19 protein-coding genes are annotated in these 23236 nt (G+C 67.5%); 13 read left to right on the top strand and 6 right to left on the bottom strand.

Annotated features, from left to right (window positions below; all coding sequences use genetic code 11):
- Positions 1 to 8 precede the first annotated feature (8 nt).
- From BW41_RS16390 to BW41_RS16335, 12 genes are all read left to right on the top strand, one after another.
- Positions 9 to 1784 carry an ABC transporter ATP-binding protein/permease gene (locus tag BW41_RS16390; RefSeq protein ID WP_161773144.1) on the top strand — a complete coding sequence of 592 codons (1776 nt, stop codon included), beginning with the start codon at positions 9 to 11 and terminating at the stop codon, positions 1782 to 1784.
- Between the two features lie 3 nt (positions 1785 to 1787).
- Complete coding sequence (locus BW41_RS16385; protein ID WP_152542368.1) at positions 1788 to 2588, top strand: hypothetical protein; 801 nt, start codon at positions 1788 to 1790, stop codon at positions 2586 to 2588.
- Between the two features lie 45 nt (positions 2589 to 2633).
- Complete coding sequence (gene trxA / locus BW41_RS16380) at positions 2634 to 2969, top strand: thioredoxin (protein WP_037535647.1); 336 nt, start codon at positions 2634 to 2636, stop codon at positions 2967 to 2969.
- Entirely contained in the window at positions 2966 to 3835 is an 870-nt protein-coding gene (locus BW41_RS16375) for a hypothetical protein (RefSeq protein WP_037535646.1), read from the top strand. Before trxA ends, BW41_RS16375 begins: the two co-directional genes overlap by 4 nt.
- Positions 3836 to 3893: 58 nt before the next feature.
- Positions 3894 to 5252, top strand: a complete 1359-nt coding sequence (locus tag BW41_RS16370) for a TldD/PmbA family protein (protein ID WP_081793156.1) — start codon at positions 3894 to 3896, stop codon at positions 5250 to 5252.
- 22 nt (positions 5253 to 5274) lie between these two features.
- Positions 5275 to 6741 carry a metalloprotease TldD gene (gene tldD / locus BW41_RS16365; protein WP_037535644.1) on the top strand — a complete coding sequence of 489 codons (1467 nt, stop codon included), beginning with the start codon at positions 5275 to 5277 and terminating at the stop codon, positions 6739 to 6741.
- A 221-nt stretch (positions 6742 to 6962) separates the two neighbouring features.
- Complete coding sequence (locus BW41_RS16360) at positions 6963 to 8033, top strand: PLP-dependent cysteine synthase family protein (protein ID WP_037535769.1); 1071 nt, start codon at positions 6963 to 6965, stop codon at positions 8031 to 8033.
- 354 nt (positions 8034 to 8387) lie between these two features.
- Complete coding sequence (gene trxB, locus BW41_RS16355) at positions 8388 to 9365, top strand: thioredoxin-disulfide reductase (protein ID WP_037535642.1); 978 nt, start codon at positions 8388 to 8390, stop codon at positions 9363 to 9365.
- A gap of 73 nt (positions 9366 to 9438) precedes the next feature.
- Positions 9439 to 11511, top strand: a complete 2073-nt coding sequence (locus tag BW41_RS16350; RefSeq protein ID WP_051583620.1) for a M3 family metallopeptidase — start codon at positions 9439 to 9441, stop codon at positions 11509 to 11511.
- 225 nt (positions 11512 to 11736) lie between these two features.
- Entirely contained in the window at positions 11737 to 12162 is a 426-nt protein-coding gene (locus BW41_RS16345; RefSeq protein WP_200870452.1) for a GNAT family N-acetyltransferase, read from the top strand.
- Between the two features lie 178 nt (positions 12163 to 12340).
- Positions 12341 to 12778 (top strand): ester cyclase, encoded by a 438-nt coding sequence (locus BW41_RS16340; protein ID WP_037535641.1) that lies wholly within the window; start codon positions 12341 to 12343, stop codon positions 12776 to 12778.
- A gap of 168 nt (positions 12779 to 12946) precedes the next feature.
- Positions 12947 to 14002 (top strand): glycoside hydrolase family 43 protein, encoded by a 1056-nt coding sequence (locus BW41_RS16335; protein ID WP_235199807.1) that lies wholly within the window; start codon positions 12947 to 12949, stop codon positions 14000 to 14002.
- Between the two features lie 158 nt (positions 14003 to 14160).
- Here the strand turns inward: BW41_RS16335 and BW41_RS16330 are convergent, their stop codons facing one another.
- The 4 genes from BW41_RS16330 to BW41_RS16315 form a co-directional block, all read right to left on the bottom strand.
- The gene (locus BW41_RS16330; RefSeq protein ID WP_037535638.1) at positions 14161 to 15120 is read right to left on the bottom strand and encodes an MBL fold metallo-hydrolase; all 960 of its coding nucleotides are present in this window, start codon (positions 15118 to 15120) and stop codon (positions 14161 to 14163) included.
- Positions 15121 to 15164: 44 nt separating this feature from the next.
- A complete protein-coding gene (locus tag BW41_RS16325) occupies positions 15165 to 15989 on the bottom strand; it encodes an oxidoreductase (protein WP_037535637.1) in 825 nt (274 codons plus the stop codon).
- Between the two features lie 312 nt (positions 15990 to 16301).
- Positions 16302 to 17153 carry an NAD(P)-dependent oxidoreductase gene (locus BW41_RS16320; RefSeq protein WP_037535636.1) on the bottom strand — a complete coding sequence of 284 codons (852 nt, stop codon included), beginning with the start codon at positions 17151 to 17153 and terminating at the stop codon, positions 16302 to 16304.
- 2 nt (positions 17154 to 17155) lie between these two features.
- The gene (locus tag BW41_RS16315; protein ID WP_037535635.1) at positions 17156 to 18169 is read right to left on the bottom strand and encodes an alpha/beta fold hydrolase; all 1014 of its coding nucleotides are present in this window, start codon (positions 18167 to 18169) and stop codon (positions 17156 to 17158) included.
- Positions 18170 to 18285: 116 nt separating this feature from the next.
- On the opposite strand from BW41_RS16315, the gene BW41_RS16310 reads away from it, so the two are divergent.
- Positions 18286 to 19146: a LysR family transcriptional regulator gene (locus BW41_RS16310; RefSeq protein WP_037535634.1), complete on the top strand. Its 861-nt coding sequence runs from the start codon at positions 18286 to 18288 to the stop codon at positions 19144 to 19146.
- Between the two features lie 546 nt (positions 19147 to 19692).
- On the opposite strand, the gene BW41_RS16305 is transcribed toward BW41_RS16310, so the two are convergent.
- Positions 19693 to 20898, bottom strand: coding sequence for a hypothetical protein (locus tag BW41_RS16305; protein ID WP_037535633.1), 1206 nt, complete (start codon positions 20896 to 20898; stop codon positions 19693 to 19695).
- Between the two features lie 992 nt (positions 20899 to 21890).
- Entirely contained in the window at positions 21891 to 23225 is a 1335-nt protein-coding gene (locus BW41_RS16290) for a hypothetical protein (protein ID WP_152542367.1), read from the bottom strand.
- Positions 23226 to 23236: the final 11 nt, after the last annotated feature.

Genomic DNA, 23236 nt, shown 5'->3' with positions numbered 1-23236 from the left:
TGCCGAGCGTGGCAGACCTCGGCGCCGACGCCGTCGTCAGGAGCGAGCCGCCTCCCGAGACGGCGAGGCGGGGCGTGTGGGCCGACGTCGGCTACATGTTCCGTCTGCTCGGGTTCCACATGCGGCGCGACCCGTGGATCGCCGCGTCGCTGTGGATACTGGTCCTAGGCGGCGGGATGGTCGGATCGGTCGTGCAGGTGCGCTTCATCAAGGCGCTCGCCGAGGTCACGAACGGCCTCGTCGCCCACGACCGCTCCGCCGTGCTCGCCGCCCTTGGGGTGGCTGTCGTCTGCATAGTCCTGACGGCCGTCCATCTCGGTCTGTCCCAAGCGCTGGCGAATGCGCTGCGCCTCCGCATCCGGACCGCGTTGACCGTGGACCTGCTCGGCAGATGGCTTGGCGGCTCGCGGCTCTACTCCCCGTCTCCCGACCATCAGATCGACCATCCGGAGCAGCGGGTGCAGGAGGATGTCTACAACTTCGCGATGTACCTGATCCAGTTCGCGCCGTTGATCGTCGGAACGGTGACGGCATTCTTCCTCTATTCCGGCCAGCTATGGCTGCTGGCGTCCCCTACGCCCGTCGATCTCCCGATGGTCGGGACGGTGGTCGTGCCGAAGGCCCTGTACCTGCTCGCGATCGCCATCGCGGTGACGGCGACGATCAGCGCACACCTGGTCGGGCGCATCTACACCCGTCTCGAGGTAGTGCGGCAGCGCCTCGAAGCGGGGTTCCGTCACGACATGGGTCAGGCGCGCGAGTTCGCGGAGCAGATCGTCCTCGGCGGCGGGCAGGCCAACGAGGATGCCCGCGCCCGGCACGACTACGCGCTGATCCAACGCAACTGGTGGCCACTGACGGGAGCCGTGTCGTCGCTCTACGGCCTAAGGGGACTCTTCACGCTGTTGACGACCGTGACGCCTACCGTCGTCCTGTTCCCGATGGTGCTGGACGGCAGGATGAAGGTCGGCGATCTCGCGATCGCAGGCGCGGCGTTCGGCGCGGTCTATCAGGCGCTCGGCGCCTTCTCGAGCAGCTACGACACCTTCGCGCTGCTGCGGTCGGCCGCGCAACGCATCAGGCTCATGGACGGATCGCTGAACCGGCTGACGAGTTCCGGCATCGTACGCATCCAGGAGAGCGGCTCAGCATTCGAGGTCGCCGACCTGATCGTCTCTTCCAGCGACGGTACGAAGCTGTTCTCGCTGCCTCGTCTGACGATCGGCGAAGGCGAGAGGTGGCTGGTGCGAGGAATGTCCGGGGCCGGGAAGAGCACCTTCTTCCGGGTCATGGCCGGAATATGGCCCTTCGGGTCGGGATGCGTGTCGCAGCCGGCCGGCCGGTCGGTGATGTTCCTGCCGCAGAAGCCCTACCTTCCCAATGGGACGCTGGCCGAACTGCTGAGCTATCCCGAGCCCTCCGCCGAGTTCTCCGACGACGCATACACGCGGGCGTTGAAGGCGGCGCGGCTCGAAGGGCTGGCGGATCGGATCGGCGAGGCTCGATCCTGGGCAAAGACGCTTTCGCCCGGCGAGCAGCAGCGCGTCGTGCTGGCGCGAGCTCTGCTCCGCAAGCCCGACTTCCTGTTCCTGGACGAGGCGACCAGCTCGCTCGACCCGACGACCGAGGCGGCGATGTTCGACGCCATCACGAGACGGATGCCCGGCACGACGCTGATCACCATCGCCCACACCGATCGGGTCGCATCATATCACACCCACCAACTGACCATCGCGGATGGCTGGGCGACAGTCGGCAACTACCAAAGCGAAATCGAGGCCTGAAGGATGACCATGACTGAAGCCGCCCATCGGACCGACGCCGCAGGTGCGCATCTGCTGGTCGACGGATCGCGCAGCGCGGCGCTCCTGGACTGGGCGGACGGACGCGGCATGTCAGCCGCCACCGCGCTGCTGGCAGGCGGCCTGGCGAGGGCCGTGGAGGAGGGACGCGACGAATTCGTCACCGGCTTCCTCGCCGTCCCACAGGTCGCGACCGGCGCTGCGCTGGACTGGCTCCTGTGGCTCTGGGCTGATGCTCCCTCCTCCATGCGCGCGAGGCTGACCCGCGAGGAGGACGTGCTCGCAGCCGAGGAGGTCATGGCGATGCATCGGCACGTCAGGGATGGCGGACGTTTCGCCGCCGCCGAGTGGCGCGCCGCCCGGCGCCGGTTCGCCTCCGCGATCTCCTCGGATGCGTCCACGCAGGTCGTCGAGGCGATCGCCGCCTCGATGTGGGACCTGTCCGAAACCCCCGGCGCGATCGCGGACGTGGCGCAGAGCTGGATCAACGGAATGGCGATGATCGACGCGATCGTGGCGAGCGGCTGGACGGTCGACGACCATCAGCGCTTCGAGGAGACCTGGGCCGCCTTCGGCATCGCGCACGCGCGGCAGAACCGTCGCGAACCCGACGAGGACGACGCCGCGTTCGCCGCCAGGCAGCAGCGCTACATGAGCGAGAACCCGATCGGTCTCAGCGAAAGCGACTTCGCACGCAACTCGGCGTGGAGCGACGAACGCCAGCGTCGGATGCAGCACCGGGCGGCCGAACTACGTGCCGGCCTGCTGACGCTCGTCGAACGCTGAGACGGACGTCCGACGCCCTCAATCCCCAGACATAGGAAACACATCATGGCGAACATTCAGGCAGTGACCGATGCGACCTTCGCGCAGAAGGTCCTCGAATCCGACATCCCGGTTCTGGTGGACTTCACCGCGACCTGGTGCGGCCCGTGCAAGGCGATGGCGCCGGCCGTCGAGGACCTGGCCCGCGAATACGACGGCGAGGCGGACGTCTATCTCCTCGACATCGACGCCAATCCCGATACGCGCCACGCGCAGGGCATCATGGGGGTCCCCACCTTCATGATCTTCAACCGCGGCGAGGTGGTCGAGCGCTTCACCGGCAGCATGAGCCGCTCGAAGCTCGCTGCCGCACTCGAATCCGCGATCGAGGCTGCCAAGTGAACGATGCGCAGAAGACCCGGCTGCTCGGCCTCGTGGCTGAGGCCGAGCAGCCGGGCGGCTCCGACGTGCTGCCGTCGTTTTCGTGGCCCTCGGACGACGTCGTCGCGTTCGCGGCGACCCATGGGCTGGACGTCGCCTTCGTGAACCTCGCCATGTTCCTCGCGATCGGCGACGCCGACCATTGGCGTCAGCTGGCGGGCAACCTCGTTCCCGGACATGGCACCAGGCGGATCACCGTGGGCTGGATGGATTGGCTCTGGTCCGATCCTCAGTCGGGCGCCGCCCGGCTGGTCTGCGATCCGGCGAGACGCCTAGATGGCGAAGCCGTCGGCGCCCTGCACCGTCGCGACGCGGCGGGGGACGCCGTCGATCGGGGCGAATGGCGGCGCGTGCGCTACGCGCTCTCCGCTATCCCAGATGAAGGTCCGATCGCCGCGGCGGCGATCGGCGTGGCCGCGGCCGCGGCATGGAGTCTCGATGCGGTCCCTGGCGCCGCCGCCGACATGATCCTCGCCTGGAAGGAACTGCTTTTCACCGAGATCGACGTCGCCCTCGACTGGGACGAGGAGAAGGAGGCCGCGTCCGCGGAGCGCCGCGAGCTCATGCTGGCGCATGCGGGCGAGGTCGCGAGGGCCGCCGATGGCGACGGCAGTGCGGACCTTCCGGGACAGCCGCCCTCAGACGCGTATCAGCAGGCGTTCGGTCAGGCGCTGAGCCAATTCGCCGCCGCGAACCCTTCGGATCTCGATCGTCGCAACGAGCGGCGGCAGGAAGCGTACGTGCGAATGTACCAGCTCGGCCGCGAAGCGCTTCTGCGGCAGATCACGTCCGCCGCCGCTCCCTCGAGCGCGATGCAAGCAGCGTGACGGGTCCTGCGTCGATCCACCTGACCGATCGGGACGTGGCATCGCCGCGGGTGGCGCCATGACCATGGCGACAGGGCATACCGGCTACCTGATGCATACCGCCGAGCGGATGGCGCAGGTCGCGCGCGACGCGGCGGATCGGGCGCTGGCGCTCGGCGCATCCGACGTGGTGGCGTCGGCCGGCGAGACGGCCGGCATCGTCATGCGCGTCCGGGCCGGCTCGCTCGAGCAGGCGGTGCGCGAGGGCGCGCAGTCGGTCACCATCAAGGTGTTCGAGGGCGGTCGCACCGGAACCGCGACGACGTCCGCCCTCACGAAGGCGGCGGTCGATCTGGCGGCCGAAAGGGCGATCGCGATCGCCCGCACCGTCGAACCGGATCCGGAAGCGGCGCCGGCGGCGGACGGATGGCTTGCGCGCGGCGCGCCGTCGCCGCAGATGTTCGCACCCTCCGGTCTGACGGCGCAGGATCTCGGCCGCATGGCGCAGGCCGTCGAGCAGGCGGCGCTGTCGCGCGGATCCGGCGTGCGATCCGGCGGGGCGGGAGTGGCGAGCACCGATGCGACCGGGGCGATCGCGATAGGCCGGGACTTCGTGAGATCGCTCGCCACGTCTCGACAGGACGCGTGGTGTACCGCGATCGCCGAACGCGACGGAACCATGACGCAGGACGGCTGGTCGAGCACCGACAGGCGTTCGTGCCGGCTTGCGTCTGCGATGGCGATCGGCGACGCGGCGGTCGAGCGGGCGGTGCGCAAGCTCGGCGGCCGCACGCTGCCGACCCAGCGCTGCCCGGTGCTGTTCGATGCGACCATCGCATCGAGCCTGGTGAACGAGATCGTCGGCGCACTCGGCGGCCGTGCGCAGGCGAGGGGGACGACCTTCCTCTCCGGTGGACTCGGCATGGCGGCGCTGGCGTCGCACGTCGATCTCGACGAGGACCCGCTGGAACCATACGGCCTGGCGAGCGGCACCTGCGACGGCGAGGGGGTGGAGAGCCGCCCGCGGAAGGTGATCGACGGCGGGAACGTGGCGGGGCTGTTCCTGCCCTGTCTCTATGCGCGAAAGCTGGGCCTCGCTCCGACCGGTAGCGCCGACGGACCACGCAACCTGCATCTCACCAGCCGCATTGGCGCGGCGGAACTTGGAGCCCTGCAGCGGCAGCTCGGCCGCGGGCTCTGGGTGACCGAACTGATCGGAGGCGCGGTAGACCCTGTCTCCGGGACCTACTCCAAGGCGGCGGCGGGCTTCTGGATCGAGGGCGGCGAGGTCGCCTACCCGGTCCAGGACATCACGATCGCGGGAGATCTGCCGACCATGCTGCGAGGCATCGTGGCCATCGGCGGAGACGTCCACCGCAGCGGCTCGACGCGTTCAGGCTCGGTGCTGATCGAGCAGATGCGCATCTCAGGTCGCTGAGCCGGAACGTACGGAGAATTCCATGTCCACCTATCAGAGCCTGTCGCAGGAAGACGCGCTGGCCATCGCCGAGCGTCAGCTGCTCGCACCATCCGGGCTGACGCGGCGGTCGCTCGAGACCGCGCTCGACGGGCTTCTCGGGAACGGGGCCAGCTACGCCGACCTGTACTTCCAGGCGGGTCAGAACGAGAGCTGGAGCCTGGACGACGGCAGGGTCGCCGCCGGCAGCTTCGCGATCACGCAGGGCGTCGGCGCGCGCGCGATCAGCGGGGAGCAGACCGCCTTCGCCCATTCCGCCGCGATGATGTCGGACGCGATCGATGCGGCGACGGGAACGGTCCGCAGCATGCTGCTGCATGGAGACGACGCCGCGCGGCATGGCGGCGTCGGCGTGCCGTCCGATCCGCGCCGTCCGCTGCTGTACACGCCCGACAATCCGCTCGAGGGCATGGGCACGGCCGACAAGATCCGCCTGCTCCAGGAGGTCGATCGCCGCTGCCGCGAGGCCGATCCGCGCGTCGTCCAGGTGTCGGCGCAGCTTCAGGTGTCGCACACCAGCATCGTCGTGGCCGGCAGCGACGGCAGCGTGGGCGGCGACGTCCGCCCGCTCGTGCAGCTCATCGTCACGGTGACCGCTCAGGTGGGAGCGCGCCGGGCGACGGGGAACGGGGTCGAGGGCGGACGCCTCGACCTCGTCGACCTTCTTCCCGATCGGCTCGACCGGGCTGTCCGCACCGCGGTCCGCATCGCGATCGTGAACCTAGATGCGCGTCCCGCACCGTCGGGCGTGATGTCGGTGGTGCTCGGCAACGGCTTTCCCGGTATCCTGCTGCACGAGGCGGTCGGCCACGGCCTCGAGGCCGACGCGCACCGCAAGCGGACCTCGGTGTTCGCCGACCTCATGGGGTCGTCGGTCGCGGCCGAGGGGGTCACGGTCATCGACGACGGCACGCTGCCGCAACGTCGCGGATCGCTCAACGTCGACGACGAGGGAGTGCCGAGCGCTTGCAACCTCCTGATCGACAGGGGGCGGCTGGTGGGGCTCATGCAGGACCGGACGAGCGCTCACTTGATGGGGCGGGCGCCTTCGGGCAACGGTCGGCGCCAGAGCTACGCCCACCTTCCCATGCCGCGCATGACCAACACCTATCTCGCGGCGGGGGAGGCGGATCCGGAAGACATCGTCCGCTCCATCAGGCACGGCATCTATGCGCCTCAGTTCGGCGGCGGCACCGTCGACATCACCAGCGGTCAGTTCAACTTCTCCGCCACCGAAGCCTACCTCATAGAGGACGGCCGGGTGACCGCGCCCATCCAGGGAGCGACCTTGATCGGCCTCGGGCACGAGGCGCTACGGCACGTGTCGATGGTCGGGAACGATCTGGAGCTCGCCGACGGCGTCTGCGGAAAGGACGGCCAGAACGTCCCCGTGTGCGTGGGGCAGCCGACGGTGCGCATCGACGGCATGGTCGTCGGCGGAACGGCCTAGTCCGCTATCGACGACTGGTGATCCTATCTCGGGAGGATGAAATGCTCGATCACGACGACGCGCTGGACCAGCAGGCCGGCGAGGAACACGCCACGACGCCACGGGGCGACGAGCGGAGCGTCCTAAGCGATCCGCCGACCGGCGGCAGGAGTGGATGCGGCGCGGGTTCCGTCCGCGACGACGTCCGGATGTCCTTCGCAGAGGGAACGGACCCCATGCGCATGAGCGGGGGAAGGGATCGCGCGTGGCGTGCCGAGATGGTCCGGCGGATCGAGGCCGACTACAATCGATCGGCCGACACCCACCTCATCCGTCTCGATCTGCCGAGACATCCCGGCGTGACCCTCTACCTCAAGGACGAGAGCTCGCACCCCACCGGCAGTCTGAAGCATCGCCTGGCACGTTCGCTCTTCCTGTATGCGCTTTGCAGCGGGCGGCTCGGTCCGGACACCTGCGTGATCGAGGCGTCTTCAGGGTCGACCGCCGTAAGCGAGGCGTACGTCGCGCGCATGCTGGGACTGCGGTTCATCGCGGTGGTTCCCGTCAGCACGGCCACACCCAAGCTGGACGCCATCCGCTTCTACGGAGGGGAGATCCATCCCGTCGACGATCCGCGGACCGTCTACGAGGTCGCCTATCGACTGGAGCGCGAGACGGGTGGATACTTCCTGGATCAGTTCACGTTCGCTGAGCGGGCGACGGACTGGCGAGGCAACAACAACATCGCGGAATCGCTGTTCGCGCAGATGGCGCGCGAGGAGCATCCCGTGCCGAGCTGGATCGTATGCGGTGCGGGGACCGGTGGCACCTCCGCCACGATCGGCCGCTTCATCAGCTACCAGCGTCACGCAACGCGCCTGTGCGTAGCCGATCCGGTCAACTCCGTCTTCCATCGCCACTACGAAGATCCGGCGATCACGGCTCTGCCCGACGACCGTGCGTCCTGCGTCGAGGGGATCGGCCGTCCGAGGGTCGAGCCGAGCTTCCTGCCGTCGGTGATAGACCGCATGATCGCGGTCGAGGACGAAGAGAGCCTCGGGGCGATGCGGGCGCTCTCGCAGCGGCTCGGCCGCCGGGTCGGCGGGTCGACCGGAACAAACCTCGTCGCTTGCGCCGCGATAATCCGTGAGATGGTCGCCGCGGGCGAGACGGGAAGCGTGGTGACCCTTCTGTGCGACAGCGGCGAACGCTACGCCTGCACCTACTACGACGACGAATGGCTGGCGGAGCGAGGACTTCTCTGGCAGCCGGCGGCCGAACGCATCGCCACGCTGCTGACCCCCACTCCGTGAGGAGCCGCACGAGGAGACTGCCGGTCGGGTTTCGGAAGGCGATCGCGTCCGGACGCGCGTCTCGGAGCGATGATCTCGCGCGACGGGCAGCCTGCTCCAGGCGCGCTGCGCGACCGGGGAACTCGAGGACGATCCTCGAGCGGCCTCGATCGGCGGGACGGACGCTTCCGGCTCGCCAAACCTCGTCGTCCATCGTGGATCCGGCGACGGCCTCGTGCCGTCCCGACGCGTCCCGCGGCGGACGGTCGATGCGGTGCGTGCTCCGATCGGACGCGCGGCGAGCGTACGAGTCCCGAGGTGGAATAGACGCTGTCTGCCTGCAGAAGAAAGACGGGAGGTGAGGAGATGGAAGGAATGAGGGTGGATCGACACAGCAAGGTGCTGATCATCGGCTCGGGTCCAGCGGGATACACGGCCGCCATCTATGCTGCCCGCGCCGCGTTGGAGCCTCTGCTGATCGAGGGCCTCCAGCCCGGGGGGCAGCTCACCATCACGACAGACGTGGAGAACTGGCCCGGCGACGTAAGCGTGATGGGACCGGACCTCATGGCCCGCATGCGCGCGCAGGTCGCGCATGTCGGGACGCAGGTTGTGTCCGACACGATCGTCGAGGTCGATCTGACCGCGAAGCCGTTCGTCGCCGTGGGGGACGACGGATCGCGCTACACCGGCGACGCCGTGGTGATCGCGACGGGCGCGTCGGCGCGGTGGCTGGGGCTGGACACCGAGACGCGGTATCGCGGAGCAGGCGTGTCGGCCTGCGCGACGTGCGACGGCTTCTTCTATCGAGGCCGGACGGTCGCCGTGGTCGGCGGGGGCAACACGGCGGTGGAGGAAGCGCTGTACCTCACCAACTTCGCCGCAAAGGTCTATCTGATCCACCGCCGCGGCGCGTTGCGTGCCGATCGGACCAACCAAGCGCGCCTGCGGGCCAATCCCCTGATAGAGCCGATCTGGCACGCGGAGGTGGCGGAGGTGCTCGGCGACGGCAGGGTCGTCACCGGACTCAAGCTGCGCGACCGACGGGACGGACGCCTGCGCGACCTGGCGGCCGACGGCCTCTTCGTGGCGATCGGCCATGATCCTGCGACCGGACTCTTCAGGAGGCAGCTCGCGATGGACGACGAGGGCTACATCCTGGTCGCTCCCGGCTCGACCGCGACGAGCGTCGCCGGCGTCTTCGCGGCGGGCGACGTCCAGGACAGGCAGTTCCGGCAGGCCGTGACGTCCGCCGGCATGGGGTGCATGGCCGCGCTCGAGGCGGAACGGTTCCTCGCCGGCCACACGCCCCATGCCATCGCCGCAGAACCGGGAGCTCCGGTCACGACCTGAGCGCGCCGGTTTCCGCACCGGAACTGGTCCGATACCGATTGTCGTGGTCCCACCGATGGAGAAGAGAGTGACGATGTCGTCCGAAGCACTGCCCCTGCCGACCCGACTGCCCGTCTTCGAGGCGCTCACACCCGCAACGATCGGCCCGCTGCTCGACGCCGCGATAGCGGAACAGGAGGCCGTCGTCGACGCCTTGACCCGCGATCGGCCGACGGCCTTCGGCGAGGTCTGGATGCCGCTGGAGCGCGCCGCCGCATCGATCGAGGCGCTCTGGTCCGCGGTCTACCACCTCCACGCGGTGGTAGACACGCCGGCCCTCCGCGAGGCGCACGCCGCCGGGCAGGAGAGGCTGGTCGAGGCGGACATGCGGATCAAGCAGAACCGCGAACTGTTCGATCTGCTGGTCGATCTGTCCCGCTCCGCAGACTTCGCCGACCTCCCGACGGCGGACCGGGTTGCTGTGGAGCATGCGCTCCGCGACTTCCGGCTGGCTGGCGTATCCCTGGAGCCGGAGGCGAAGTCGCGCTACGCCGAAGTCTCCGTCGAGCTGTCCCGCCTGTCGACGGAATTCGGCAGCGCCGTGCTTGACGCCACTGACGCCTGGTCCGAACTGGTGGCCGACGAGGGGCTTCTCGCCGGACTTTCCCCATCCGATCGCGCCATGCTGCGGGATGCCGCGGAGACGCAGGGAAAGAGCGGCTGGCTGGTGACGCTCCAACAGCCCAGCGTAGCCGCCATACTGACCTTCGCGGAGGATCGCCGCCTGAGGGCGCGCGTGTACGAGGCCTTCGGCACCCGCGCGTCGGACCAGGGTCCCACGGCGGGCCGGTTCGACAACTCGAGCCGGATCGCCCGCATTCTCGAACTACGGCACCAAGCGGCGCGGCTGCTGGGCTTCGACGACCCCGTCGGCCTGTCTCTCGCAACCAAGATGGCGGACGACGCCGGGCAGATACTCGCGTTCCTCCGCGATCTCGCCAGTCGTGCGCGTCCCGCGGCCGAGCGAGAGATGGACGAGCTGTGCGGCTTCGCGGCACGCGAACTGGGAATCCGAGACCTTCAGCCCTGGGACGTCGGCTTCGCTTCGGAACGCCTGCGCCGCTCGCGCTACGCGGTCGACGAACAGGCCATACGCGCCTTCTTTCCGTTGGAACGCGTCCTGGACGGATGGCAGACGCTGCTCCGTCGACTGTTCGGCATCCGTCTGGCTGAGCGTCGCGACGTGTCGCTGTGGCACGAGGACGCGCGCTACTTCGACGTGGCGGACGAAGACGGAACGGTCGTCGCCGGCCTCTACCTCGATCTTCACGCCCGGGCCGGGAAGCGCGGTGGAGCCTGGATGGCCCCGGCGCGACCCCGCCTCGACGACGGCGACGCCGTCGGCGTGCCGGTGGCCTACATGGTCTGCAACTTCGCGCCCCTCAGCGACGCCGCGCCGTCGCTGCTTTCGCACCGGGACGTCCTGACGCTTCTCCACGAGACGGGACACTGCCTCCATCATCTGTTCACCCGCGTCGATCGTCCGAGCATCGCGGGCACGACGGGATTCGAATGGGACGCCGTCGAGCTGCCCAGCCAGATCATGGAGGATTTCGCGTGGGATCGCGAGGTGCTGACGGGCATGTCCGGTCACCACGCGACCGGCGAGGCGCTCCCCCGAGACCTGTTCGACGGCATGGAGAGGGCGAGGGGGTTCCAGTCGGGCATGTTCATTCTGCGTCAGGTCGAATTCGGCATCTTCGACCTGCTTCTTCATCTCGGCACGATGGGAAATGATCCGGTGGTGGTCGTCGAGGCGGTTCGCGATGAAGTCGCCGTCATCAGGCCTCCGCGGTGGCATCGGTTTCCGCATTCATTCTCGCATATCTTCGCAGGAGGGTATGCGGCCGGCTACTACAGCTATCTATGGGCGGAGGTGCTGGCCGCGGACGGCTTCCAGAAGTTCTCGGAAGCGGGGCTTGTCGACCGATCCGTCGGCGACGCGTTCCGAGCCGAGGTTCTCGCACGGGGCGCGAGCCGTCCGGCTTCGGAAAGCTTCCGCGCGTTTCGTGGACGAGACGCCGACGTTCACGCGCTGCTCACGAAGCATGGGCTCGCCGCACCTGCTTGCGACGAGGAGCCGATCGGCTCGACTGACATCATCTGATGAGGAGGGGCACGCGTCCACGACGACCGAAAGCCTCTAGGGTCGTCGGGCGACGTCGTCGGCACGACAATGCTTGAAGATCGAACACCCTTCGGAACGACGACGCAATCCGCGGAGGACGACGTTCGTCGCCGACGACGCCCCCCGCTCGAACATCCACGATCGGTCCATACGCGATCGGAGCGACGAACGACGGGTCTCATCGACAGCCACGAAGGTCCATGAATGCGCTACACCCTGGGAATCCGTGAGACGCCGACGGACATCGATCGGTATGCGATCCTCGAGCCCCTGATGGCATTCAATGCCGACAGGGGCCATCCGGCGGACCCCGATCCGCTTGCGATCCTGATCCACGACGCTGCCGGACGAACGGTCGGTGGCCTCTACGGAAGGACCGTCTATCAATGGCTGACCGTGGATCACCTCGTCGTGCCGGAAACCCTCAGGGGCGCTGGCGTCGGTTCGAGACTGATGACGAGCGCGGAAGCGGTCGCCCGAAGCCGCGGCTGCGTCGGATCCTGGCTAACCACCCTGACGTTCCAAGCCCGCGCTTTCTACGAGAAGCTCGGCTACTCTGCCTTCGGCACGCTGGACGACAGTCCCGCAGGCATCGCTCGCATCTTCATGCAGAAGCGGTTCGCTTCTTGACAGGCATGGCCCCCCCGTACTCCTATAAGGACCCTCGGACGTCGTATGCAGGCCTCTTGGGCGCGAGCCGCCGCGAAGGCCGCGCGGAAGGGATCGCCCACGGTGCGGCATTCAGTGGCGGACGAGCGTCGACAGGGTCGAGCGATGCAGTCGGAGAGACGAAGGGAACGGTCTGACGATGAGTAATCCTGAAGGGCTGATACGGGAGTTCTTCGAGCGGGTCTGGGCACCTCCGCACGATCTCGCGGCCATCGACGAGCTTATGACCGAGGACTACCGCATCACTACGGCCGGGCAGGTGGTCGAGGGACGGGAGGCCTTCAAGGCTTGGGTCGAATCGATGCAGCGCCTCGTCAGGGGGGCGACGAACGAGCATCTGGAAATCATAACCGGCGCAGCGGGCGACAGAGTGGTCTCCCGCTGGGTCACGCGAGGCTTCAACAACGGAATGTTCGGATTGCCGGCGGACCAGCGACCGGTCGAGTTCTCCGGGATCGCCATCTGGCGCGTGGAGGGGCGGCGGCTTGCGGAATGCTGGGTCGAGCGGAGCGCGCTGGAGCTTCACGAGCGCTTGAAGTCGGATCCCGGCGGATCGCCGACCCGCGCCCCGGCATGATACCTGTTGTCGCAGACGGCGCATGCACGTCCGGCGGCCGAACCAGGTTCGAAGCGGCGACGGCCGATGCGGTCGACTGAACGAATCCTCGACCGTGGGAAGGGCATGCCGGATCGTCCGTAGGCAGCGTCGGCGATCGATTCGTCGAGACATCGAAAGCGTGTCGTCGTGCTCCGGCTGATAAGCGCTCGTGATGATGGGGGAGTTGCGGTGGGATTGCCAACGAAGATAATGCTAGTTCTCGGAGCGCTTGCGGTCAGACCGGCTGCGGCATCCGACACGCTGGCCTTAATGACCAACCCGATCCTAGCCTCCGGCGCCGACCCCTTCGTTCTTCGGGAGGGGGGATGGTTCTACTTCATGGCGACGCGTGGCGATCGACTGGCCATCCGCCGGACCAAGGATCTCGGGCGACTGGCCGACGCGCAGGAGGTGGTGATCTGGCGCCCGCGACCCTCCGGACCAAATGCCGTTTCGATATGGGCACCCGAGATGCACCGCATCGATGGACGATGGTACATCTACTACACGGCTGCCGAAGCCGGACATGACGACGACGCCCACCGGGGCGTCTTCGTTCTGGAGAACGACGGAGCCGATCCCCTGTCCGGGCAGTGGATCGACCGCGGCCGCATAGCTACGCCGCTGCCCGGCATCGACGGCACGATGTTCGAAGCGAGGGGACGCCGCTGGTTCGTCTACTCGGCCTATGACGGAACGGACAGCGTCATCATGCTGGCACCTCTCGCCAACCCGTGGACCCTGGCGGAACCCCCCGTGGTTATAGCGCGTCCCGACCAGGCGTGGGAGCGACGTGGCGGCCGGCAGATACTGGAGGGGCCGGCGTTCCTGAAGGGGCCGAAGGGTGACGTCTTCCTCACCTACTCCGGAAGCGCCTGCTGGTCCGACGACTACGCGATCGGCCTTCTGCGTCTCAGAGCGGGAGCGGATCCGATGGTGCCGGCGAACTGGACGAAGAACAAGGAGTCAGCTCTGCGTAAGTCGCCCTCGAACGGAGTCTACGCCCCAGGACACAACGCCTTCTTCACCGCGGCCGAAGGAGCTCGAACCTGGATCGTCTACCACGCGAACGGTCGCGCCGGTGCAGGATGCGGCGCGGAACGCTCGCCCCGAGTCCAGGAGATGCGATGGACGGCGGGAGGAATGCCCATCTTCCCAGTGCCCGTGAAGTCTGGATCCAAGTTCGACGCGCCCGTCCCATGACCAATCGACGCCGGATATCTGCGCGTCGACTAAATTCCCATTGGGATTTCGATCAGACGGTGCGCTGCCAATTTGCGAAGGCGGTTCCGTGACGTGGAGATCGAATGGAGGCGATCGCGAAGCGGCCGCGGACGCGGGCGGGGGGGCGAGGCGACGCGTCAGCGTCGTGCCTTCCAGGCGAACGTGGAGCCGTGCCGCCCGACGCGGCCGATCCCGGGAAAGGGCACATGAGCCGCAGCTACGAGCGCCCCGGTCGAAGCTAGATCGCGCAACTCCCCCTGCCGGGTCGCCGCCGCCTGCGCTGGCGCGCTGTCGAAGGCGATCGTAATCTTCGGATCGTCGAGCTGCACCTCGACGGCGTGCACCAGATCGCCCCATATGACGAGCTTCTGCCGACCGCGTCCTACCACGTAGCCCGAATGTCCCGGCGTGTGGCCTGGCTCCGCCAGCGCTCGGATGCCTTCGACCAGCGGTTCACCCTTCGCGAACGGCCGGAAACGTCCGGCCGCGATGTAGGGCTCGAGCATCGCCTTCGCCGCGTCGAACGTACCCTTCGCCGCTTCGGGCGTCTGCGCGGAGTTGGCGGCGTTCGACCACCATTCCGCCTCGACGGCATCGGTGCGGACTACGGCGTTGGGGAAGACGGCGCGGCCCTCGCGCGTCAGGCCGCCGACATGGTCGACATGCAGATGGGTAAGGTAGACTTCATCGATCTGCTCCGGGCGATACCCGGCCGACCGGAGGCTTTCGACGAGACGTCCGGCGGTCGGGCCGCAGAAGGTGCCGCAGCCTGCGTCGACCAGGACGAGCTTGCCACCCGCGAGGACGAGGTAGGCGTTCACCGGCAGCGGATAGCCGGCGGCCTCCTCACGACGGGGCAACGCCGCGGCGGTCCGATCGGGACCGATGCTCAGCAAGGTTCCCATAGGCACGGTGACCGACCCGTCGGAGAGAGCGATCACCGTTATCCTCCCTACGAGCACCCGACGGAACTCGGCCGGCTTGCGGACGGCCTCGGGCCGTGCCGGACCTCGAGCGAAGGAGATGGCGCTCGGAGGAGCGAGCGCCGTGCTTGCGAAGGCGACGCAGAGCATGGCGCTCTTCTGGAGGATGTTCATGGATGTCTCCGTTGGATGTGCGTGAAGCGCGGGTTCCGAAGGCGTCAGGGGAAGCCGGTCGCGGTCGCGTCGGCTTCCCAGCGATCCATCGATGCGAGCAGGGCGAGGAGCTTCGCGCGGGCGGCGTCGTAGGCGGTCTGGCCGAGTGGAAGGTGCAGCGGCGGGTCGTCGGCGTCGACGGCCTTGAGCAGCACCGCGATCGCCTTCGTCGGATCGCCGCTCTGACGGCCATCGTTGCCTTCGCGGTAGGCGCGCGCGGCGCCGGCGGTCGCGTCGTAGGCGGGGATCCTGCGCGCGGCCTCCCCGATCGAACGACCGAGGAAGTCGGTTCGAAACGGGCCGGGTTCCACGATGATCACCCTCAACCCAAGCGGCTCGACCTCCTGCGCCAATGCCTCGGACAGGCCCTCCACCGCGAACTTCGTCGCGTTGTAGAACCCCATGCCAGCCCTGCCGACGAGCCCTCCGACGGAGGAGATGTTCACGACGCGCCCCCGCCTCTCGCGAAGCGCCGGAAGGGCGGCGCGCGTCGTCTCCACCAGCCCGAAGACGTTCGCCTCGAACATCGGTCGATATTCGTGCGGCTCGCCTTCCTCGATCGCGCCGACGAAGCCGAAGCCGGCGTTGTTGACCAGGACGTCGAGGCCTCCAAACGCCTGCTGCGCTACGCGCACGGCGGCGGCGGCCTGTCCCGGAACGGTCACGTCGAGCGCGACAGCACGCACCGTGTCCGGATGAAGGCGAACGAGGGGATCAAGCGTCTCGGGCCGCCGCGCCGTCGCGACCAGGCGATCGCCGCGAGCGAGGACCGCGCTCGCCAGAACGCTGCCGAACCCGCTCGAGCATCCGGTGACCAGCCACGTCTTCATGCGACTTCTCCCTCTTTCAGGATCGCGCGAGCCTTCATCCGGACGGGCTTCCCCCCGACCGACCGCGGCATGCCCGTGACCCCCGCGTTCCGCCCTCCCGATGCCGGCGAGGCGGCGTCGCGTCCCCCGCGCTCGGCTGCCGCGATGGTGACCGCATCATCTTCTTCTGAAAGGATCGATCCGCAGGACCGCGATCCGGCATGTCTCGGGGACATTCGCATGCCCGGAAGGCTCGCGCGATGTGGACGGCAAGGATCGAAGGGCGTGCAGTCGCTCCGATGACGGCTGGCGTGGACGAGCGACATGGAGACCTCACGCGTGATTGATGGTGAAGTCGGCCATCGCCGACCAGTCGCGCTCCCCCATGCCGGCCTCGACCGCGTCGCGCATCCGTTCGCGCACGGCGTCGAGCACCGGCAGCCGCCTGCCAGCGCCTCGGGCGATCTCGGTCGCGAGCCGGAGATCCTTCAGTCCGAGGATCGCCTTGAAGCCGGGCTCGTAGCTGTCCTGCGCGATGTGAGCGCTGTAGCTCTGGTAGGAACGGCAGCCGAACAGCGTATTCAGGATAAGATCGAAGAACGCGTCGCGGGAAAGGCCCGCGCTCTCCGTCAGCACCACCGCTTCGGCGAGCGCTTCGATCGCCATGGTGATCATCATGTTGGCGGCGATCTTGGCGGCATTTGCGTGCCGTGGATCGTCGCCCATGTGCCAGACCTTTTTGCCGAGAACCTCCAGCAGGGGGCGGACGCGCGCCACCACGTCCTGCGCGCCACCGGTCAGGATGTTGAGCTGTCCCTCCCTCGCGACGTCCGGTCGACCGAGCACCGGGGCGGAGACGTAGCCCAGCCCGATTCGCTCGTGGATCTCGGCGAGTTCGCCGGCGAACGCCGTCGATATCGTGGAAGTCACGACGTGGATCAGGTTTCCGCGCGCCCCGTCCAGCACCCGTCCATCGAGCAGGACCTCACGGATCGCCGCATCGTCCGACAGCATGGTGAGCACGGCGTCGCCTTGGAACGCTTCCCTTGGCGTGGCCACCATCTCGAGACCGTCGATGCTCGGATCGCCCGAACGGTTCCAAGCGCGGACACGGTGCCCCGCCTTGACGAGATTGGCGGCCATAGCGCCGCCCATGGCCCCCAAACCAACGAATCCCACGTCCATCGTCATTCTCCTCTTTCCATCTGGTCGGTTCGCTCGAAGCGCCGCTCGAGCCAGCGCCTCACGGGCTGCAACGCGTCGTCCGAGTTCCTCTCGAAGATCAGTCCATGTCCGTTACCGTGGACGCCATGGTCCGGCAGATGCAGCAGTTCGGCGTCCGCGCCGGCCTCCCGCAGCATGGCGACCGTCGGCGCGCTCGCAGCGGCGAAGGCGGACGCCTCGGCGGTCACCGCGACGATCGGCAGATCCCGCAGGTTCGGGAGCGACAGGCTCCCTGGAGCCGCTTCGCGCATCCGGGTCTTCGTCGATACCGGTGGATCGTAGTTCATCGGAACGGCTGCGAGGCCCCATTCGAGCGATCCGATGTTCGGGATCCGAGCGAAGGGCGGCCCTATGGGTTCGATCGCGACGATGCCGACGACCAGGTCCGGCCGCCGATCCGCCACCGTCCAGCCGACGGGTCCCGACGCCGAATGGGTCAGCAGCACGGCGGGGCCGACGCGGTCGAGTAGACGCGCGAGTCGATCCGCATCGACGTCCTGCGAAACCGCGAGGTCGGCGGGAAGGGGACCATAGCCGGCGACGAAGGCGTCCATCGCTGCCGGGTCATCCCGCCCGAGGGGCCACTGGGTATGGGCGTCCCCGGCGCCGTCCGGAAAGTAGATGCTCCGGGCCGACTCGTAGGAAAAGGGCGGGCCCATCGGGCCGAGCGTCTCCACGTGATAAGGCGATCTCCCATGTCCGGGTCGATCCACCAAGACGACGGCGTATCCAGCCTCGACCAGCCGCTGAGCCCAGCCCGGCCGCCCGTCCGGCGTGTCGAGCCACTCCGTGCCCTGGTAGCCGCCGCCGTGCACGAGCACTACGGGATGGGGCCGCGTCACGACCTCTGGCGCCTCCCACTGCGCGAACAGAGGCGCGCGTTGGCAGGTTCGCCCGTCTAGTTCGAACCGCTCGCCGGCTATCCAGAAGTGGCCGCGTCGAACGGTGGGGACCGGAACTCCTTCCCAGAAGCGCATGCAAGTTCTCCCCGGGTCGCGACGTCGACGCCCGATGACACGCGCTAGGCCTTTCCAAAACGTCAGGGTACTGACTATTGTGTCCTCCTTCCAAACGTAATCGTAAGGGGTCGGGTATGGAATGGAGCGACGTCAGGATCTTCCTCGCCGCGGCGCGGGCAGGCTCGCTCGGGGCCGCGTCCCGAGCGCTAGGAGTGAGCCATCCGACGATAGCGAGGCGGCTTCGTGCATTGGAGGGTGCGACCGGCCAGACGCTGTTCCAGCGGACGGCGGAAGGCCTCGTCCTCACCGAGGAAGGCTCCGCGGTGCTGTCGCTCGCCGAGCAGATGGAGGAGGGGGCGTTGTCTATGCAGCGTCGGCTGGCCGGAGAGGAGCAGCGCCTGGAAGGACGTCTGCGCGTGTCCTCGGCCGATTGGTTCGGCGCCTACGTGCTGCCACCCGCGATGGCTCGGTTCGCCGAGGCCTATCCCCACGTCGAGATAGAGATCCTGACGGGCACGCGCCTATTCAACCTCGCGCAGCGCGAGGCCGACGTCGCGTTCAGGATCGTGCCGTTCGACGGGTCGGACATCGTACAGCGACGTCTGGCCGACCTGCCCTATGCCGCCTACGTCGCGGCAGGCGCGCCCGAACCGATCGCCGGAGACGGCTCGGGTTTCCGACTGATCACCCATGACACTTCGACCGGAAGGTTCCCCGACATAGAATGGCTTCAGTCCGTCTTCCCCAACGCCACCCCGGTGATGCGATCGAACAACCGCAACGTGCAGAGCCGCGCCTGCGCGCATGGAATCGGCATCGCCGCGCTTCCTCGGGTCGTCGGAGACGGAATGATGGATCTGCGGCGACTGGAGACCCCGACCGAACCGCCGATGCGGCACATCTGGATGGGATATCATCGCGACCTGAGGCGTCTGAATCGCCTCCGGGCCTTCATAGCGTCGGTCGTGGAGCACGTCGCCTCGCTCGAGCGTTAGCGCCGGATTGCGATCTGCGCGATCTGAGCCACACCTGTCCGGTGAGTAGGATGACCCGCTCGAAAAAAAAGTGGGCCCTGCTCCGCCACGACGATCGATCGGCGGACGGCGGCACGAACGCCTGGAGTTGATCATGGCGCCGCACAGAAGCTTGAACGTGCCGCTCAAGCCTACGGAGTTCGAGGTGATCGCATCTTCGTGGTCCGAACCCCCTTCATTAAGGTATCGTGGATGCGCCCGTGATCGTAATTCGGGATGCGCAGGATGGCACGTGGATCGGCGACGACGCCTTCGTCCTCGCGAGCACCGACCCCCTAAGCCTAGCGAGGAAGGTGACCAACTGTCGAGAGGCGGGAGTCCAAGTGGCGGCCTACGAGACCGTATCGCTGCTGACGGACGAGGACTCGACGCCTCCATGCGGTACGTCGTTGCCTCGGGCATGCGGCTGGCGGTCGACCCCGTGTTCGAGCCGTCAGGCGGGCGGATGGTGGGCGGGCTGCAGCTACTGACGATAGAGGATCTCGAGCGGTGAGGGGGGCGACGCGGTCATGGCGTCTCCGATCGGCGGCGCCGATCGAGTCGCGGCATCGCCCCGCGGCGTGGATCGTAACGCGGCACCTCGCCGTAGAAGGCCGGCTCCGCATCCTCGCTCGGCGGAAGGATGTCCATCTCGGCGATCGCGGAGTCGAACAGGTCCGGCATGTCGAACCTGCGAGGCGTCAGCATGCAGGCCGCGGCCCCCGTCCTCCGGCCGATACGGTTCGCACGGGCCGGATCCAGCGTGGTCTGCGCCTTGAACACGGCCGCTTCGCCGGGTTTCAGCAGCAGCACGTCGCCGTCCAGCTTCCGCAGCGCGACGTCGAAGTGACCGACCTTCATCGCCTCCGAGGCTCGGCTGCCGCGGGCGAACTCCGGTGCGATGCGTAGCCAGAGCGAGCGTCTGGAGAACGCGGCGGGATTGATCCTTTCGTTGAAGATCGCTCCGATCACCCGGACGGCGCCGTCATCCATCTCGCAGACGAGGTTCCGAGCCGATATCCTGCCGCCCAGCGTCCCGTCCACGCGGGCGGATGCGATCTGCAGGCCGTAGAGCAGGTAGCAGAAGGCGATGGCGGACAGCCCCGTGCCGATGGCGATGCCCCGCTTGCGCCCAGTCGATGTCCGTCGACGATCCGAAAGGGACATCGCGATCACCGCGGGTTGATACCAGCTCGCGCACGCCACCAGGACCATTCCCGCGACGAGGGCCACGATGCCGATCGCCCCCCGGCGTTCGGCGAAGTCGCGGAACGCCTGCAGGTCGATCATGCCCGCAACGATGAAGCACTGGAGGACGAGGGCGACGAGGCCTGTCGAGACGAGCGATGCGGCGAAGCCGTAGCGCATCAGCGATCTCGCGGCACGCCGGCTGCTCGCAGGACCACCCAGGATCTGCGCGGCGGCGAGGCTGGCCAGATCGAACAGCACGTAGAGGACCACGATGAGGGGGAAGACGGCGCCCATCCCCGCTTCGCGACGAAGCAGGCCGAGATTCGGGACAGTGACGAAGCGTGCAGCGCTGCAGACACAGGCGCTGAGGAAGAGCATGGTCCTAGAGCTCAGCGCCTTCGAACGCGCCTGCAGCGCCACGGCGGCGCGGAGGGGCGCCGCATCAATCCGCAGGACCCCCGTCACGAAGCGGTAGAAGAACTCCACGACGCCGGCGATGAACGCGTCGATCAGCTTGGGTAGGACGGTGAGCGTTTCGAGCATGCGTGTGCTCCGGGACGTGGACGACGCAGCCTACCACGCGTCCCCGCTTCTTGAAGCCCGGCGGTTTTCCAAGCACGGCGCCCGGAGGACGACACGGGCCGGGAGGCGACGGTCGAGTGGCCGGCTGGAAGGCGTTGAGGCGTGATCGATCCGGCTGGGAAGCTCGGTCCATCGTCGGCAGCCTTGCAGAAGACCATCCTCGACATCGACCACTCCGTCCACGTCATCACTTTCAGGCTTTAAGACCGCCTTCATACAGGCATGCATGCCGGGCAGACCACCATCGAAGAGGCTGATCGGCGCGCGGATTCGGGTGCGATCAGAGACCGCGGACGAGGCTGCGAAGCTGTTCCAAGGAGGCGGCTTCCGAACGATCCGCGTGAACCGCCGCGACCAAACCGAAATAGAGTTCTGCCTCAACAATGTGTCTGACGACGAGCTGTCTCACCTCGCTAACGCCATCTCTCTGGCGTTCTACGCGATTCAAGGCGTCATGGTCTGTGATCGTCAACCGTTTCACCAAAGGACGGACTCACGAGGTATAGTTCTCTATACGTTCTGATTGGTTTCGTCGACGGGATGTGCGGCGGCCTGCCTACTGTCCTCTTTAAGCAGCTTGAAATCACCGCAATTGAAGGTTCAGTATCGAGATCGCCGCCGACAAAGCCGCCGGTCAGCAAACGGCCCAGACCAGCTATAGGATGTCACCTGAACCAACGGAAGCTTTCAGGAGGCGTGTAGGTGCGCATAACTGACCAGGTTTGATCTGAGTCGGACTTCGGCGGGTTGTGTGACTCGCGACGCCGACCACTCTAGGTTGCTCGACGTCGGAGGTTTGGGCGAGGAACGCGGAAGGTTCGAAGGGCCTCAGGCGGCTCGACGCGGTTCCGGACCGATTCGGCTGACTGAATGACGCCCGACGTTCCTTGCTCGTGAGTTAGTGACCCGTGCGCGGCCGCGACGCGAGGTTCCGCCGGAATGGTTTACGAGCGTCAGGCCGTGCACCCGACGGCCTTTGTCGCGTCGACTGTACCATCGCCGATTACTACGATCGAGGTGAAGGGCAGGGCAGCGCCGGTCTTGATCGCTGCGGAGTTGGCCATGAGCTGCGAAGCACGCGCCGCCGCGGAACGCGTAAGCCGCTCGCTTCGGCCCGCCGCGTCGGTGGCGGTGCTGGCGGTCTCGCAATAGGCGATCAGCGCGGTCTTGGCGGCGCCAAGAGCGGTCGCGTATTCGCCCTGCGCCATGAGGTCGGCCGTCTGTTCCGTCGCCGCGACGTCTGAACTCAGGATCGGACCGAGCGCGGAGCTGATCTGGGGGCGCACGCCATTGAAGACCGACGCGACGAAGGCGAGCGCCTCGTTCGTGGGTCGGGTCTCGACGACGGTGACAGTCACCGTCACCGGGATCGCGGTGGAGGTGGTGGAGTAAGGGTCGACGAGCTGCGAACTCGTCGCAGGCGGCGGGCTCGTGCCCGCGCCTCCCAAACCTGAGCCCGCCGTGATACCTCCGGCGGTGTGAAGCGTAGCGGTGACCGCGGCATCGGTACCCACGCCTGCACCCGTGGTAACGACCTCTTTCGGGACGAGCCCGTTCGGGAACGTGAACCAGGGCGCCTCGTAGTCGGCGCGTCCGCTGCCCGGATCGACCTTCAGAACATAGCGCTGGCCGATGTTGCGGTCGGCGAGCAGGACCGGCCCACCGGCATCCTGCGCACCGGGCCGACTAAACTTCACGTTTATGGAGAGGTCGCGCCGTCCCTTGGCTGAACCGTCCAGCGACTTGGCGACTAGCGTAAAGACGGGAAAGTAGGTGAGCGCCCTTCGCTCGGGTGCCTCGACGAGCCTAAATTCGATAAAGTGGTCGAGTCGGTACAAGTCGGGAACATGTAGGCTGGCGAGCCGCGTCTGCATCTCGGGCTGTGCCGTGGCCGAGAACCCGAGCGCCCTCTCCCAGTCTACTTTCTGGGTCTTCCCCGTTCCTGCATCGAAGGATCCGCGGATGAAGGTGATGCATCTCGGAATTCGGCCCGGCTCCAAGGTCATGTTGCGTGTCGCCGTTACCGTTGGCAGGGCGCCACCCGCCGCACCATTCTTGAGCGCGGTCCCGAAGTTCTCCAGCAGCACTGAGGCTGCGGTGGTGGCCACCGCCGCTAGTAGCCCGGCGAACTCCTTGCCGTTTTCGTCGTGTACGCAGGCCTCTTCGGAAAGAAAGATCCGTGCCTCGCCGGCGGAGGCGTAGCTGAGCGGCCGCAGACCAGGGAGGCCTTGAGTGCATCCAGGGAGAACAATCGCAGACGCGAGCACTGCGGCGATCGTAAATCTCATTCCGACGTCTC

This window comes from Sphingomonas sp. RIT328, assembly GCF_000632225.1.
Classification (GTDB): Bacteria; Pseudomonadota; Alphaproteobacteria; order Sphingomonadales; family Sphingomonadaceae; genus Sphingomonas; species Sphingomonas kyungheensis.
This window is presented reverse-complemented; position numbering and strand designations above follow the sequence as displayed.

Coding starts and splice junctions, on each gene's coding strand:
- BW41_RS16350 (WP_051583620.1), top strand. CDS start 9,439: ATGTCGTCCGAAGCACTGCCCCTGCCGACCCGACTGCCCGTCTTCGAG.
- BW41_RS16370 (WP_081793156.1), top strand. CDS start 3,894: ATGACCATGGCGACAGGGCATACCGGCTACCTGATGCATACCGCCGAG.
- BW41_RS16345 (WP_200870452.1), top strand. CDS start 11,737: ATGCGCTACACCCTGGGAATCCGTGAGACGCCGACGGACATCGATCGG.
- tldD (WP_037535644.1), top strand. CDS start 5,275: ATGTCCACCTATCAGAGCCTGTCGCAGGAAGACGCGCTGGCCATCGCC.
- trxB (WP_037535642.1), top strand. CDS start 8,388: ATGAGGGTGGATCGACACAGCAAGGTGCTGATCATCGGCTCGGGTCCA.
- BW41_RS16325 (WP_037535637.1), bottom strand. CDS start 15,989: ATGAAGACGTGGCTGGTCACCGGATGCTCGAGCGGGTTCGGCAGCGTT.
- BW41_RS16310 (WP_037535634.1), top strand. CDS start 18,286: ATGGAATGGAGCGACGTCAGGATCTTCCTCGCCGCGGCGCGGGCAGGC.
- BW41_RS16305 (WP_037535633.1), bottom strand. CDS start 20,898: ATGCTCGAAACGCTCACCGTCCTACCCAAGCTGATCGACGCGTTCATC.
- BW41_RS16330 (WP_037535638.1), bottom strand. CDS start 15,120: ATGAACATCCTCCAGAAGAGCGCCATGCTCTGCGTCGCCTTCGCAAGC.
- BW41_RS16360 (WP_037535769.1), top strand. CDS start 6,963: ATGAGCGGGGGAAGGGATCGCGCGTGGCGTGCCGAGATGGTCCGGCGG.
- BW41_RS16290 (WP_152542367.1), bottom strand. CDS start 23,225: ATGAGATTTACGATCGCCGCAGTGCTCGCGTCTGCGATTGTTCTCCCT.
- trxA (WP_037535647.1), top strand. CDS start 2,634: ATGGCGAACATTCAGGCAGTGACCGATGCGACCTTCGCGCAGAAGGTC.
- BW41_RS16340 (WP_037535641.1), top strand. CDS start 12,341: ATGAGTAATCCTGAAGGGCTGATACGGGAGTTCTTCGAGCGGGTCTGG.
- BW41_RS16320 (WP_037535636.1), bottom strand. CDS start 17,153: ATGGACGTGGGATTCGTTGGTTTGGGGGCCATGGGCGGCGCTATGGCC.
- BW41_RS16315 (WP_037535635.1), bottom strand. CDS start 18,169: ATGCGCTTCTGGGAAGGAGTTCCGGTCCCCACCGTTCGACGCGGCCAC.
- BW41_RS16385 (WP_152542368.1), top strand. CDS start 1,788: ATGACCATGACTGAAGCCGCCCATCGGACCGACGCCGCAGGTGCGCAT.